The sequence below is a fragment of the uncultured Brevundimonas sp. genome, assembly GCF_937870815.1.
In the GTDB taxonomy this organism is placed as follows: domain Bacteria; phylum Pseudomonadota; class Alphaproteobacteria; order Caulobacterales; family Caulobacteraceae; genus Brevundimonas.
Map to the genome: position 1 here is coordinate 1 of NZ_CALMZS010000187.1, position 12660 is coordinate 12660.

The window sequence follows — 12660 nt, forward strand, 5'->3', positions numbered from 1 at the left end:
GAATACATCGCCGCCTGGATGGGCTTCTCCAAGGTCGGCGTCGCCACCGCCCTGATCAACACCAATCTGACCGGCCACGCCCTGGCCCACTGCCTGTCGATCTCCAACGCCTCCCAGGTGGTCACCGACGCCGACTCGTGGCGCAAGGTCGAGGACGCCCGCCCGCTCGCCGGCCGCAATCTCATGCTCTGGGTGCTGGGCCTCGCCGACGCCGACGAGGCCGACGCGCGCCGCGGCCTCGACAAGCCGGTTCGGGGGGCCTCCTCGGTGCGGCCGGCCCGCTCGGTGCGCTCGGGCCTGACCAACCGCGAAACCGCCCTGTACATCTACACCTCGGGCACCACCGGCCTGCCCAAGGCGGCCCGGATCACCCACGCCCGGGCCCGCACCTATATGCGCGCCTTCGCCGGGGCCACGGCGGCGACCGACAAGGACGTCACCTTCAACGTCCTGCCGCTGTATCACTCCACGGGCGGGCTCGTCGGCATCGGGCCGGCCCTGCTGAACGGCGGCCGGCTGGTGCTGCGCAAGCGCTTCTCGGCCTCGAATTTCTGGCCCGACGTCAAGGCCTCCGGCGCGACCCTGTTCGTCTATATCGGCGAGCTGTGCCGCTATCTGGTCAACTGCCCGGCGGGCCCGGACGAGCGCGCCCACAAGCTGCGCCTGGCCTTCGGCAACGGCCTGCGCCCCGAGGTCTGGACCGAGTTCCAGACACGGTTCGCGGTGCCCGAAATCCTCGAATTCTACGGCTCGACCGAAGGCAATGTCTCGCTGTTCAATTTCGACGGCAAGCCGGGTGCGATCGGCCGCGCCCCGGGTTTCCTGAAGAAGCAGATCAATTTCCGCCTGGTCCGCTTCGATATCGACAGCGAGGAGCCGGTGCGCGGGCCCGACGGCCTGTGCCAGCCGGCCCGGCCGGGCGAGGTCGGCGAGGCCATCGGCCGGATCGGCGACGACAGCCGCCACGCCTTCTCCGGCTATGCCGACAAGGCCGCCTCGGAAAAGAAGATCCTGCGCGACGTCTTCGTGCGCGGCGACCGCTGGTTCCGCACCGGCGACCTGATGCGCCAGGACTCGGAAGGCTACGTCTATTTCATCGACCGGATCGGCGACACCTTCCGCTGGAAGGGCGAGAATGTCTCGACGGCCGAGGTCGAGCAGCGCCTGGCCGAGGCCCCGGGGGTCCGGGAGGTCGTCGCCTACGGCGTCCCGGTCCCCGGCTACGACGGCAAGGCCGGCATGGTCGCCCTGGTGGTCGACGGCAAGTTCGGCGCCCGCGCCTTCGCCGCCTGGGTCGACCGGGAGCTGCCGGCCTACGCCCGTCCGGTCTTCGTGCGGATCATCAAGGCGGCCGACACCACCGGCACCTTCAAATACCGCAAGACCGACCTGGTCGCCGACGGATACGATCCGGCCCGGATCGACGGGGCCGTCTATGTGCGGGGCGGCCGCAGCGGCTACACCAGGCTGGGCGATACGGCCCTGCGGGCCATCCTCGACGGCGAAACCCGGCTGTAGGGACGTGCGGGGCCGCAACCGCCCCTTAATGATTAACGGCGATGTTGGCGGCCTCTCGCGTCAGGATCCCGGCTTTTCATGTTCCAGATCATCGGCATCGTCCTGCTGTTCGGCATGGTGTTCGGCAGCTACATCCTGGCGGGCGGCAAGATGGCCGTCATCCTCCACTCTCTGCCGTACGAGCTGATGGCCATCCTGGGGGCCGGGGTGGCCGCCTTCCTGATCGGCAACAGCGTCCCGACCATCAAGGCCACCCTCGCCGGCTTCGGCAAGGTCTTCGCCGGCAACAAGTGGAAGCGGCAGGATTACAAGGACCTGCTGTCGCTGCTGTTCCAGCTGACCAAGACGATGAAGTCGAAGGGCGTCATCGCCCTCGAGAGCCATATCGAGAAGCCGGCCGAGAGCGCCATCTTCCAGAAATATCCGAAAATCCTGAAGGACCATTTCGCCACCGACTTCATCTGCGACACCCTGCGGATGATGACCATGAACCTCGAGGACCCGCACCAGATCGAGGACGCCATGGAGAAGCAGCTGGAGAAGCACCACCACGAGGGGCTGGCCGGGGCCCATGCGCTGCAGACCATGGCCGACGGCCTGCCGGCGCTGGGCATCGTCGCCGCCGTGCTCGGGGTCATCAAGACCATGGGCTCGATCACCGAACCGCCCGAAATCCTCGGCGGCATGATCGGCGGGGCCCTGGTCGGCACCTTCCTCGGGGTCTTCCTCGCCTATGGCCTGGTCGGACCGATGGCGGTGCGGCTGAAGGACATCGTCGACGGCGACGGCGCCTTCTACAAGATCATCCAGTCGGTGCTCGTGGCCCACCTGCACGGCAATGCGGCGCAGATTTCGGTGGAGATCGGCCGCGGCGACATCCCCTCGTCGGCCCAGCCCTCCTTCCTCGAGATGGAGGAGTCGCTGCAGGGCGCGCCGGCCGAGGCCTGAGCCGCCGGATCACGGCCCCATCACCGCCTCTCACCGGAGATCACGGCCCCGGGAACAGCCGCGCCCGCGGCCGGTTACCCGCGGGACCGATCGTGGAGGCGGGCGGCTGTTTCGCCCGGGCGATCGCGCGGAGGAACACGCATGAAGCTGATGATGATCACCGCCGCGGCGGTCGGGGCCCTGGCCCTGGCGGCCTGCACCCCGGCCGGGGACGAGAAGGCCGAGGACGCCGCCGCCGCGGGGGCCGAGACCTCGACCACGGCGCCCGCCACCGCCGGGACCATGGCCCCGGCGGACGGGACCACGGGAACGACGCCCGGGACGACGACGCCCGCCGATCCCGACGGCGCGACCACCCCGCCGGGCCAGACGCCGCCGACCCTGCCGCCGGAGCCGAACGGGTCGACGTCGCCGGCCACCTCGTCGCCGCCGCCGATGTAGGCCCGGCGCCCTCGAACCTTCAGGAAAGGGGATCGCCCTGCGGTCCCCTTTTTTGCGTGGATGACGGGCGTTCACGAACCCGTGAGAATTTCACTTGCTTATGCGCTCACGAAGTCGTTATCTCGGCCTGCGAGGATTCATGACCTCGTATGACCCTTCTGAAGGAAGAAACACCATGCGCATCGTTGCCCTGATCGCCGCCTCCGCCGCCGCCCTGGCCCTGGCCGCCTGCCAGCCCGCCGAGAAGACCGAAGAAGCCGCTCCGGAAGCCGCCGCCGCCGAAGCCGAAGCCGCCGCTCCGGAAGCCGCCGCCGCCGAAGGCGCCATGACCGCCGAGACCCCGGCCGCCGAAACCGCCCCGGCCGCCGAGACCCCGGCCGCCGAGACCACCCCGGCGCCGGCTCAGTAATATCCGAGTCAGGCGAACCTCCGGGTTCGTTCGGAAAGGGTCGCCCTCGCGGGCGGCCCTTTTTCGTCGCCCCCCGTCCCGGCGGCCCCGCGCCAATTTCGCTTGCGGGCCCGGCGCCGGCCTCGGTATCTCGGCGGCGGGACAGTATCGTCCGTTCGAACGAAGGATCTCCCCATGCGCATCGTCGCCCTGATCGCCGCCTCCGCCGCCGCCCTGGCCCTGGCCGCCTGCAACAACAACGCCGAGGACGAGGCCCCGGCGGCCGCGTCCGAAGCCGCCGAGGCCTCCGGCGTCGCCGACCCGGCCGCCGTCGACCAGACGGTCGAGCAGACCGCCGCCGACGCCAGGGCCGCCGCCGAAGCCGCCGAGGCCTCCACGGCCGCCCAGGCCGCCGCGCCGGCGCCCGAGCCCGCCGCCGCGCCGACCCCGGCCGCCGAAGGGCACTGATCCCCCGCGACCCCGGATCAGGGGCCGTCCGCGGGCGGCCCCTTTCTCGCCGGCGCGTGTTCCGGCCGGGCCCAAGCCATGACTGACGACCGCTCGCCCCGTCTGGTCTGGACCGAGGACGGCGCGCCGCGCTCGGGGCGGTTCGACGACATCTATTTCTCGCGCGAGGACGGCCTGGCCGAGAGCCGGGCCGTGTTTCTCGCCGGCTGCGGCCTGCCGGAGGCGTGGCGGGGCCGCCGGCGCTTCACCGTGGCCGAGCTCGGCTTCGGGACCGGGCTGAACATCGCCGCCCTGCTCGACCTGTGGCGCCGGGAGGGGCCGCCGGCCGGCCGGCTGCACATCCTCTCGGTCGAGGCCTATCCGATGCGCCGGGACGAGGCCGCCCGCGCCCTCGCCCACTGGCCGGAGCTGGCCGGGGCGGCCGGCGCCCTGCTCGACGCCTGGCCGGGGCCGACCCCCGGCTTCCATCGCCTCGACCTGCCGGGCTTCAGCGCCACCCTCGACATCGCGGTGGGCGAGGCCGCCTGGGCGCTGTCGCAGTGGTCGGGCCGGGCCGACGCCTGGTTCCTCGACGGCTTCGCCCCGGCGACCAATCCGGCCATGTGGTCGGAGGCGGTGCTCGACGGGGTCGCCGCGCGCTCGGCCCCGGGGGCAAGGGCCGCCACCTTCACCGTCGCCGGAGCGGTGCGGCGCGGCCTGGCCGATCGCGGCTTCGCGGTCGCCCGGCGGCCCGGCCACGGCCGCAAGCGGGAACGGCTGGAGGCGCGCCGGCCCGACGCCGCCGGGGCGGCGGCCGCGGCGCCGACCGTCGCCGTCATCGGGGCGGGCATCGCCGGCGCCGCCGCGGTCCGGGCCTTCGCCGCCCTCGGCCTGCCCTGCACCCTCGTCGAACAGGCGGGGCCGGGCGCCGGCGGCTCGGGCTTCCCGTCGGCGCTGGTCACGCCCCGGCTCGACGTCGGCGACGCCGCCATCGCCGCCCTCAACGCCCAGGCCCTGTCGCGCGCCCGCGCCCTCTATGCGGCCGTGCCGGGCGCCGTCGTCGCCGAGGGGGTGCTGCAGCTCGAGCAGGCCGCGCGGGACGCCGCCCGGTTCGCCAGGGTCGCCGCCCAGGAGATCTGGCCCGACGGGGCGATGTCGACGCAGGACGCCGCCGCCTGCGCCCGCCGGCTGGGCGAACCGGTGGAGACCGGCGGCCTGTTCATGCGCGACGCCCTCGCGCTGAACCCCCGACCGGTTCTCGACGCCTGGCTCGGCCCGGCCGGTCGGGTGACCGCGGCCGTGGCCCGGATCGAGCCGGGGCGGGACGGTTGGCGTCTGGTCGACGCGGCCGGCGGGCTCATTCTCGAGGCCGGCGTCGTCGTCGTCGCGGCCGGCTGGGGCGCAGCGGCCCTGCGCCCCGACCTGCCGTTGTCGCCGGTCCGCGGCCAGGCCGAGTGGGCCCCAGGCGTCGGCGCTCCGCCGGTCGCCTGGGGCGGCTACGCCTCGCCGACGCCGGACGGCGTGCTGTTCGGCGCCACCCACGACCGGGGCGTGACGACGGCCGGGACCGACGCCGCCGCCCGCGCCCGCAATCTGCACGCCCTCGCCGCCCGCCTGCCGGAACTGGCCGCGCGCGTGGCGGGCGCGGGCGACCTGGGCGGCAGGGCCGCGGTCCGCGCCGCCACCCCCGACCGGCTGCCGCTGGCCGGAGCCCTGGGGCCCGGCCTGTTCGCCCTGACGGGGTTCGGCTCGCGCGGCTTCTGCCTCGCCCCGCTGCTGGCCGAACACGTGGCCGCCGCGGCCGCGGGCGCGCCGTCGCCGCTGCCGGCGGGCCTGGCGGAGCGGGTCGATCCGATGCGTTTCGTGATCGCCGGCGCCCTTGCGCAACCGTCGCCGGAGGCGGACCGTGGCCGGGGGGCCGGGGAGGCGCCCGCCAGGGATCCGGAGACCGAACCATGAACCGCCTGACGTCATACGCCGCCATCGCCGCGGCCGCAGCCCTGGCCGCCGCCTGCGCGCCGACTTCCGACGGGACCTCCGCCGCCGGCGCCGCGGCGGCGACGCGCTGCTTCAGCGGCGACCAGGTGCGCAATTTCCGCGCCGCGGGGGCGGGCCGGCTCTATGTGCGCGCCCTGCGCGACCAGGTGTTCGAGCTCAACACCGCCGGCGGCTGCATCGATCTGGACGTCGCCCACCAGATCGCCGTCACCTCCGAGACCGGCGCCCTCGCCGGCGGCCGCATCTGCACCGGCGACTGGGCGCGGATCACCCTGCCGGCCTCGTCCGCCCCGGTCGCGACCTGCCGCGCCCGGGTCAGCCGGACGCTGACCGCGGCCGAGGTCGAGGCCCTGCCCGACGCCCACCGGCCCTGACCGTCAGGCCTTCTGGGCGTAGCCGAGGCGCTGGTTCAGCTTCTCGATCAGGTCGATGGCGGTGTCGGCGATGACCGAGCCGGGCGGATAGACGGCCGCCGCGCCCATGTCGATCAGGGTCTGGACGTCGGACGGAGGGATGACGCCGCCGACCACGATCATGATGTCGGAGCGGCCCAGCCGTTCCAGCTCGGCCTTCAGTTCGGGCACCAGGGTCAGGTGGCCGGCGGCCAGGGACGAGGCTCCGACGGCGTGGACGCCGCGCTCGACCGCCTCCCTCGCCGCCTCGGCCGGAGTCTGGAACAGGGCCCCCGCCGTGGCCTCGAAGCCGAGGTCGCCATAGGCGGTGGCGATGACCTTCTGGCCGCGGTCGTGGCCGTCCTGGCCGAGCTTGGCGATCAGGATGCGCGGCGGCCCGCCGTCGTTGTCGACGAAGGCGGCGACCATGTCGCGGGCGCGGGCGATCTTCGGATCGGCCCCGGCCTCCCGGGCATAGACGCCCGAGACCGTCTTCACCGTGGCGACGTGGCGGCCGAAGGCGGCCTCCAGCGCGTCGGAGATTTCGCCGACCGTGGCGCAGGCGCGGGCCGCCTCGACCGACAGCTGCAGCAGGTTGGCGTTTGCGCGCGCGCCGTTGGTCAGCGCGTCCAGCGCCGCCTGCGTCTTCGCCTCGTCGCGTTCGGCGCGGAGCCGCTTCAGCTTGTCGAGCTGCGACGCCAGCACGGCGGCGTTGTCGACCTTGAGCACCGGAATGTCGTCGACGTGGTCGGCGAGGTATTTGTTCACCCCCACGACGGTCTGCTGGCCGGTGTCGATGCGGGCCTGGGTCTTCGCCGCCGATTCCTCGATGCGCAGCTTGGGCACCCCCGCCTCGATGGCCCTGGCCATGCCGCCCAGAGCTTCGACCTCGGCCATGTGGGCCCGGGCCCGTTGCGCCAGTTCGTGGGTCAGGCGCTCGACGTAGTAGCTGCCGCCCCAGGGGTCGATGACCCGGGTCAGGCCGGTCTCCAGCTGCAGCAGCAGCTGGGTGTTGCGGGCGATCCGGGCCGAGAAGTCGGTGGGCAGGGCCAGGGCCTCGTCGAGGCTGTTGGTGTGCAGGCTCTGGGTCTGGCCCCCCGCCGCCGCCATGGCCTCGACCATGGTGCGGCTGACGTTGTTGAACACGTCCTGCGCCGCCAGCGACCAGCCCGAGGTCTGGCAGTGGGCCCGCAGCGACAGCGAGCGGGGGTCCTTCGCCCCGAATTTCGAGACCGCCTCGGCCCACAGCAGGCGGCCGGCGCGCAGCTTGGCCACCTCCATGAAATAGTTCATGCCGATGGCCCAGAAGAAGCTCAGCCGCGGGGCGAACCGGTCGACGGCCATGCCGGCGTCGATCCCCGCCCTCAGGTATTCGACGCCGTCGGCCAGGGTGTAGGCCAGCTCGAGGTCGGCGGAGGCGCCGGCCTCCTGCATATGGTAGCCGCTGATCGAGATCGAGTTGAACCTGGGGGCGTGCTCGGCCGTCCAGGCGAAGATGTCCGAGATGATCCGCATGCTCGGCCCGGGGGGGTAGATGTAGGTGTTGCGGACCATGAACTCCTTGAGGATGTCGTTCTGGATGGTCCCGGTCAGGGCCGCGTGCGGCACCCCCTGCTCCTCCGCCGCCACGATATAGAGGGCCAGCACCGGCAGGACCGCGCCGTTCATGGTCATCGACACCGACATCTTGTCGAGCGGGATGCCGTCGAACAGGGTGCGCATGTCGTAGATGGAGTCGATGGCCACCCCGGCCATGCCGACGTCGCCCCTCACCCGCGGGTGGTCGCTGTCGTAGCCGCGGTGGGTGGCCAGGTCGAAGGCGATCGACAGCCCCTTCTGACCGGCCTCGAGATTGCGGCGGTAGAAGGCGTTGGACGCCTCCGCGGTGGAGAAGCCGGCATACTGGCGGATGGTCCAGGGATTGGACGCATACATCGTCGGATAGGGCCCGCGATGGAAGGGCGCGATCCCGGGCAGGCCATGGATGAAATCGAGCCCCTCCAGGGCCGGGGCGCCATAGGCGGGGGCCACGTCCAGACCCTCGGGCGTGCGCCACGGCTCGCCGGCGGGAGCCGGCCCGGTCGGGCCGGGGTCGAGCTCGACCCGGGTGAAATCCGGGCCCGTCACCGGCCGGCCTCCCCGGTCTCGAAGGCGGCGGCGAGGCGGATCGGCGTCAGCGGCACGCAGGCGTCGCCGCCGCCCTCCGGCGCCACGGCGGGCTCCGGTTCGGCGGGCGCGGGGCGGGGCCCGGGGTCGATGAACCGGGTCACCCCGACCATCGCCGCGCCGCCGCCGGCCAGCGCCGCCTCCAGCGCCTGCCGCGCCCGCGCCACGCGCGGCTGGACCAGATGCCCGCGCAGGGCCTCGACGATGCCGCCCTCGGCCTCGATCCGCTGGAATTCGGCCCAGCCCGCCTCGGCCAGCTCGCGCGTGCGCTGGTCGAGGAACCACGACCCCGCCGCCGGATCGGCGACCCGCCCGACATGGGCCTCCTCCATCAGCACCAGCTGGGTGTTGCGCGCCTGGCGGCGGGCGAAGGCGTCCGGCCGGCCGCGGGCGCGGGAGAAGCCGTCCAGCACCACTGCGTCGGCCCCGCCGACCGCCCCGGCGAAGCCGGCCGCCGTCAGCCTGAGCAGGTTCGGCCACGGATCGCGCGCCGCCAGCATCCGGCGGGACGAGCGCGCCTCGATGACGGCGGGGGTCTCGGCCCCGAAGGCGCGGCTGAGCGAACGCCAGATCAGGCGCAGGGCGCGGACCTTGGCGAGGCCGTCGAAATACTCCTGGTCGACGGCGACGCCGAGCACGGTTCCCTTGAGGGCCTGCTCCGCCGTCATCCCGGCCTCGAGGGCGGCCCGGACGAGAGCCGTCGCATTGGCGGCCACGAAGGCCAGTTCCTGCCCGATCGAGCCGCCCGCCTCATGGACCACCCGGCCCCCGGCGAGGAAGAAGGTCGCCTCCGGATAGGCGGCGGCGTGGCGCGCCGCGGTGTTGGCGGCCAGCCCCAGATGCTCCTCCATGGCGCGCGGGGCCTCGCCGGTCTCGGCGAAGGCCGAGACCGGGTCCATGTGGAACATCAGCCTGGCCCGCGGCGAACCCTTGGCGGCCACGGCGAGGGCGTTGGCCGCCTCCGGTCCGCCCAGCCCGGCGTCCAGCCCGACCGCCGCCAGCTCCAGCGCCACCCCGTCCAGCGCCGCCACCAGGGGGGCCGGGTCGGCCAGCGCCGCGCCTCTGAGCACCACCGAAGCCGCGCCGCCCTCGAGGTCGGCCAGCACCGCCGCATTGACCGCCGCCGCGTCGTCGCCCTCGACCAGGGTGCGCAGGTCCCACGGCCGGCCGGCGGCGTCCGACGGGCGGGGGGCGGACAGCGGCTCGGCGCCCGTCGCCGCGGCGTAGAGCGGCCGGATGGCCAGCTGGTCGGCGTCGAGGTGGATCAGGCTCTCGATCGGCCGGTCCTTCAGCGCCTTCTCGGCCAGGGCCTTCCAGTCGGCGGGGGACGGGGTCGGAAACGTCATCCGCCTCCAATGCCCTCACGCGCGCGCGCGGTCCAGCCGAGGGCCGGCCGACCGGGGCGAAAAAGACCGTTCGCAGCGCCGGGGCCGGCGTCCTCCTCCGTCGGGAAACAGACGACATATCGCCCCGTCGATCGGCCGCGCAAATGAGCCACCGAAGCGGTTTCGGTTAAGCTTCGCCCGCCTATATCCCTTCCGGACGCAGCAGGAGCTTGTCATGGCCGACCTTTCCGCCTTCCCGATCACCCGCCGCTGGCCGGCCCGGCATCCCGACCGCCTGCAGCTCTATTCGCTGAACACGCCCAACGGGGTGAAGGCGTCGATCATGCTGGAGGAGACCGGCCTGCCGTATGAGCCGCATCTGGTCGACATCAACAAGGGCGAGACCTGGGTTCCGGAATTCCTGTCGCTGAACCCCAACGGCAAGATCCCCGCCATCCTCGATCCCGACGGCCCGGGCGGCAAGCCGCTGGCCCTGTTCGAGTCGGGAGCCATCCTGATCTACCTCGCCGAGAAGACCGGCAAGCTGATCCCCGCCGACGCCGCCGCCCGCTACGAGACGATCCAGTGGGTCATGTGGCAGATGGGCGGGCTGGGGCCGATGTTCGGCCAGCTCGGCTTCTTCCACAAATTCGCCGGGCGGGAGTACGAGGACAAGCGGCCGCTGCAGCGCTACGTCGCCGAGTCGAAGCGGCTGCTCGGGGTGCTCGACCGGCGGCTGGAAGGCCGCGACTGGGTCATGGGCGAATACACCATCGCCGACATCTCCATGCTGGGCTGGGTGCGCAATCTGATCGGCTTCTACGAGGCCGGCGATCTGGTCGAGTTCGACACGCTGAAGAACGTGCCGGCCTGGCTGGAGCGCGGCCTCGCCCGTCCGGCGGTGCAGCGCGGGCTGGAGATGCCGAGGCGGCCCGACGCCCAATAGCCGATCACCGTCGGCAGGGCCTGCCAGACGACGGCCACCGTCGCCGCCCCGCCGCCGAGCAGGGCCAGCTGGTCGCCGGGCCCGCCGGCGCGGAACCCGCGGCGGCCTGCGCCGTTGCCGCGACATGACCCGCACGTCCGGCAAGGCTCCCGCCGCCGCTCCGCCCGGCCTGGTCGTCGGCGGCCTCGGCGGACCGGCGGAGGAATTGCTCGAGGCCGGTCAGGAAGAGGTGTTCTCGCGCACCGAGGTCGAGAGCGGGCGGATCGAGCACCAGGCCGGGGCCGGCGGCGCGCGGCGGCGGCCCCCGGAGACCTGACCGGCTCCGTCCCGGGCGATTTTTCCGCGCCGGGCCGAGAACTTCCCCGGCCGCGGCCGGTTGGTCCGCCGAACCTCAACCCGGAGTCCGTCATGCACGCCCAACAGATGATCGCCGCCCACCCCCACGTCCGCGGCGAGGTCAACACCGCCCTCGCCCGCTGCGTCGAGGCCTGTTTCGACTGCGCCCAGGTCTGCGCCTCCTGCGCCGACGCCTGCCTCGGCGAGGAAAGGGTCGCCCAGCTGGTCCAGTGCATCCGGCTCAACATGGACTGCGCCGACGTCTGCCTGACCAGCGGCCTGATCGCCACCCGGCGCTCGGGCGGCGACGTGCCGGTGATCGCCGCCCAGCTTCGGGCCTGCGAACTGGCCTGCGCCCGCTGCGCCGAGGAGTGCGAGCTCCACGCCGCGATGCATCAGCACTGCCGCATCTGCGCCGAGGCCTGCCGCGACTGCGAGCGCGCCTGCCGTGACGCGGTCGCGAGCCTGCCCGCCGCCGACGCGCCCCGCCACTAGAGCCTGATCGGTTGAGGCGGAATCGCTTCGCGATTCCGCCGAGGCCGTAAATCAGGCTCCAGTCTAATGCTGGAGCGAAGATCCGGGGGCGTCGGGGCCGACCCCCGGGCCCGCTCAGGCGGCCCGGCGCCGGGAGGCGGGGGCGGCGATCAGCGGCTCGAACAGGCGCCGCGCCAGATGGCGCACCACGGGCGCCGCGACCCCGTCCCCGGTCAGATGGTAGGCGTCGCTGGAGTTGGGCGGCAGCACGAAGTCGTCGGGCAGGCCCATCAGCCGCGCCGTCTCCCGCGGCGACAGCAGCCGCGACCGGACCCGGCGGCCGTCCACCACCAGGATGATCTGGCGGCTTGAGCCGCCGGCGGGGGTCCTCAGGCAGCCGGCCAGGTCGTCGAAGCGCACCTCGGCGCGCTGCACCTTGGCGCCCGCCTCGACCCGGGTGCGCCGGTAGACGCCGCCGACCATGCGGCGCCCGGCCCGTCGCGCCGCCTCGACCTTGGCCGCATTGACCGGCGACATCAGGCCGAGCAGCCGCCCGGTCTCGGCCGGGTCATGCCAGCGGACGCCGTCCGGGGCCTCCTCGACCAGGTCCGCGAAGGTCGCCGCCCGGGGCGGCGGCGGCGGCAGATTCCACCACAGCAGGCGTTCGCGGCCCGGCTCCGGCAGCGCCGCCGCGGCCCGGCGCACCGCGCGGCCGTGGAACGGCCCGGCCGGCTCCCGGCACAGCAGTCCGGGCGCGATCTCCGCGCCGTCGCGCACGCCGATCACGAACAGCCGCGGCCGGCTCTGGGGCACGAACAGCTCGGCGTTGACGACCAGCGGCCCGTAGCGGTAGCCGGCCTGGGCGAAAGCCGCGCAGATCGCCTCGAAATCCCGTCCGCCGTGCGAGGTCAGGGTCCCGCAGACATTCTCGATCGCGACCAGCCGCGGCGCGCGGCCCTGGCCGGCCAGCCCCCGCACCAGGCCCATGAAGGCGTGGAAGGTTCCGGACCGTTCGCCGCCGAGCCCGGCCCCGGTCCCGGCCAGAGACAGGTCCTGGCAGGGGAAGCTGCCCCAGACCAGATCCGGCTCGCCCGGCAGGGCCGCGGCGTCCAGGGCGCGGATGTCGCCCACCGTCAGTTCTCCGCCCACGCCCCAATTGGCCTCGTAGGCCCGGCCCTTGCGGGCGTCGAAATCATTGGCGAACAGGCAGGTCCAGCCCTCGCCCAGCCCGGCCCTGACCATGCCGCCGCCGGCGAAGAATTCGTAGAAGCTGGGCATGCC

13 protein-coding genes are annotated in these 12660 nt (G+C 73.5%); 10 read left to right on the forward strand and 3 right to left on the reverse strand.

Annotated elements, in window-relative coordinates:
- From Q0588_RS12520 to Q0588_RS12550, 7 genes are all read left to right on the forward strand, one after another.
- Window positions 1-1518 (forward strand): long-chain-acyl-CoA synthetase (locus Q0588_RS12520; protein WP_298746592.1); only part of this gene is annotated, 1518 nt, incomplete at its 5' end.
- A 78-nt stretch (window positions 1519-1596) separates the two neighbouring features.
- A complete protein-coding gene (gene motA / locus Q0588_RS12525) occupies window positions 1597-2466 on the forward strand; it encodes a flagellar motor stator protein MotA (protein ID WP_298746595.1) in 870 nt (289 codons plus the stop codon).
- 141 nt (window positions 2467-2607) lie between these two features.
- Complete coding sequence (locus Q0588_RS12530; RefSeq protein ID WP_298746598.1) at window positions 2608-2907, forward strand: hypothetical protein; 300 nt, start codon at window positions 2608-2610, stop codon at window positions 2905-2907.
- 175 nt (window positions 2908-3082) lie between these two features.
- Window positions 3083-3316 (forward strand): hypothetical protein, encoded by a 234-nt coding sequence (locus tag Q0588_RS12535; protein ID WP_298746601.1) that lies wholly within the window; start codon window positions 3083-3085, stop codon window positions 3314-3316.
- 174 nt (window positions 3317-3490) lie between these two features.
- Window positions 3491-3763, forward strand: coding sequence for a hypothetical protein (locus tag Q0588_RS12540; protein ID WP_298746605.1), 273 nt, complete (start codon window positions 3491-3493; stop codon window positions 3761-3763).
- 78 nt (window positions 3764-3841) lie between these two features.
- Window positions 3842-5701: a tRNA (5-methylaminomethyl-2-thiouridine)(34)-methyltransferase MnmD gene (mnmD, locus tag Q0588_RS12545; protein ID WP_298746608.1), complete on the forward strand. Its 1860-nt coding sequence runs from the start codon at window positions 3842-3844 to the stop codon at window positions 5699-5701.
- Window positions 5698-6114: a DUF6491 family protein gene (locus Q0588_RS12550; protein ID WP_298746611.1), complete on the forward strand. Its 417-nt coding sequence runs from the start codon at window positions 5698-5700 to the stop codon at window positions 6112-6114. Before mnmD ends, Q0588_RS12550 begins: the two co-directional genes overlap by 4 nt.
- 3 nt (window positions 6115-6117) lie before the next feature.
- On the opposite strand, the gene scpA is transcribed toward Q0588_RS12550, so the two are convergent.
- Window positions 6118-8259, reverse strand: coding sequence for a methylmalonyl-CoA mutase (scpA, locus tag Q0588_RS12555; RefSeq protein WP_298746613.1), 2142 nt, complete (start codon window positions 8257-8259; stop codon window positions 6118-6120).
- Window positions 8256-9644 (reverse strand): methylmalonyl-CoA mutase family protein, encoded by a 1389-nt coding sequence (locus Q0588_RS12560; protein WP_298746615.1) that lies wholly within the window; start codon window positions 9642-9644, stop codon window positions 8256-8258. The genes scpA and Q0588_RS12560 overlap by 4 nt, the downstream gene beginning before the upstream one ends.
- 214 nt (window positions 9645-9858) lie before the next feature.
- On the opposite strand from Q0588_RS12560, the gene Q0588_RS12565 reads away from it, so the two are divergent.
- The 3 genes from Q0588_RS12565 (at window position 9859) to Q0588_RS12575 (ending at window position 11400) form a co-directional block, all read left to right on the forward strand.
- On the forward strand, window positions 9859-10569 hold the full coding sequence (locus Q0588_RS12565; protein WP_298746617.1) for a glutathione S-transferase N-terminal domain-containing protein: 711 nt from the start codon (window positions 9859-9861) through the stop codon (window positions 10567-10569).
- Between the two features lie 124 nt (window positions 10570-10693).
- Entirely contained in the window at window positions 10694-10885 is a 192-nt protein-coding gene (locus tag Q0588_RS12570; protein ID WP_298746619.1) for a hypothetical protein, read from the forward strand.
- 92 nt (window positions 10886-10977) lie between these two features.
- Window positions 10978-11400 carry a four-helix bundle copper-binding protein gene (locus Q0588_RS12575; RefSeq protein ID WP_298746624.1) on the forward strand — a complete coding sequence of 141 codons (423 nt, stop codon included), beginning with the start codon at window positions 10978-10980 and terminating at the stop codon, window positions 11398-11400.
- 114 nt (window positions 11401-11514) lie between these two features.
- Here the strand turns inward: Q0588_RS12575 and Q0588_RS12580 are convergent, their stop codons facing one another.
- Window positions 11515-12657 (reverse strand): DNA cytosine methyltransferase, encoded by a 1143-nt coding sequence (locus tag Q0588_RS12580; RefSeq protein ID WP_298746627.1) that lies wholly within the window; start codon window positions 12655-12657, stop codon window positions 11515-11517.
- Window positions 12658-12660 lie beyond the last annotated feature (3 nt).

Excerpts from the sequence above, each read along its gene's own strand:
- motA (WP_298746595.1), top strand. The coding sequence starts at position 1,597 with ATGTTCCAGATCATCGGCATCGTCCTGCTGTTCGGCATGGTGTTCGGC.
- Q0588_RS12530 (WP_298746598.1), top strand. The coding sequence starts at position 2,608 with ATGAAGCTGATGATGATCACCGCCGCGGCGGTCGGGGCCCTGGCCCTG.
- Q0588_RS12535 (WP_298746601.1), top strand. The coding sequence starts at position 3,083 with ATGCGCATCGTTGCCCTGATCGCCGCCTCCGCCGCCGCCCTGGCCCTG.
- Q0588_RS12540 (WP_298746605.1), top strand. The coding sequence starts at position 3,491 with ATGCGCATCGTCGCCCTGATCGCCGCCTCCGCCGCCGCCCTGGCCCTG.
- mnmD (WP_298746608.1), top strand. The coding sequence starts at position 3,842 with ATGACTGACGACCGCTCGCCCCGTCTGGTCTGGACCGAGGACGGCGCG.
- Q0588_RS12550 (WP_298746611.1), top strand. The coding sequence starts at position 5,698 with ATGAACCGCCTGACGTCATACGCCGCCATCGCCGCGGCCGCAGCCCTG.
- Q0588_RS12560 (WP_298746615.1), bottom strand. The coding sequence starts at position 9,644 with ATGACGTTTCCGACCCCGTCCCCCGCCGACTGGAAGGCCCTGGCCGAG.
- Q0588_RS12565 (WP_298746617.1), top strand. The coding sequence starts at position 9,859 with ATGGCCGACCTTTCCGCCTTCCCGATCACCCGCCGCTGGCCGGCCCGG.
- Q0588_RS12570 (WP_298746619.1), top strand. The coding sequence starts at position 10,694 with ATGACCCGCACGTCCGGCAAGGCTCCCGCCGCCGCTCCGCCCGGCCTG.
- Q0588_RS12575 (WP_298746624.1), top strand. The coding sequence starts at position 10,978 with ATGCACGCCCAACAGATGATCGCCGCCCACCCCCACGTCCGCGGCGAG.
- Q0588_RS12580 (WP_298746627.1), bottom strand. The coding sequence starts at position 12,657 with ATGCCCAGCTTCTACGAATTCTTCGCCGGCGGCGGCATGGTCAGGGCC.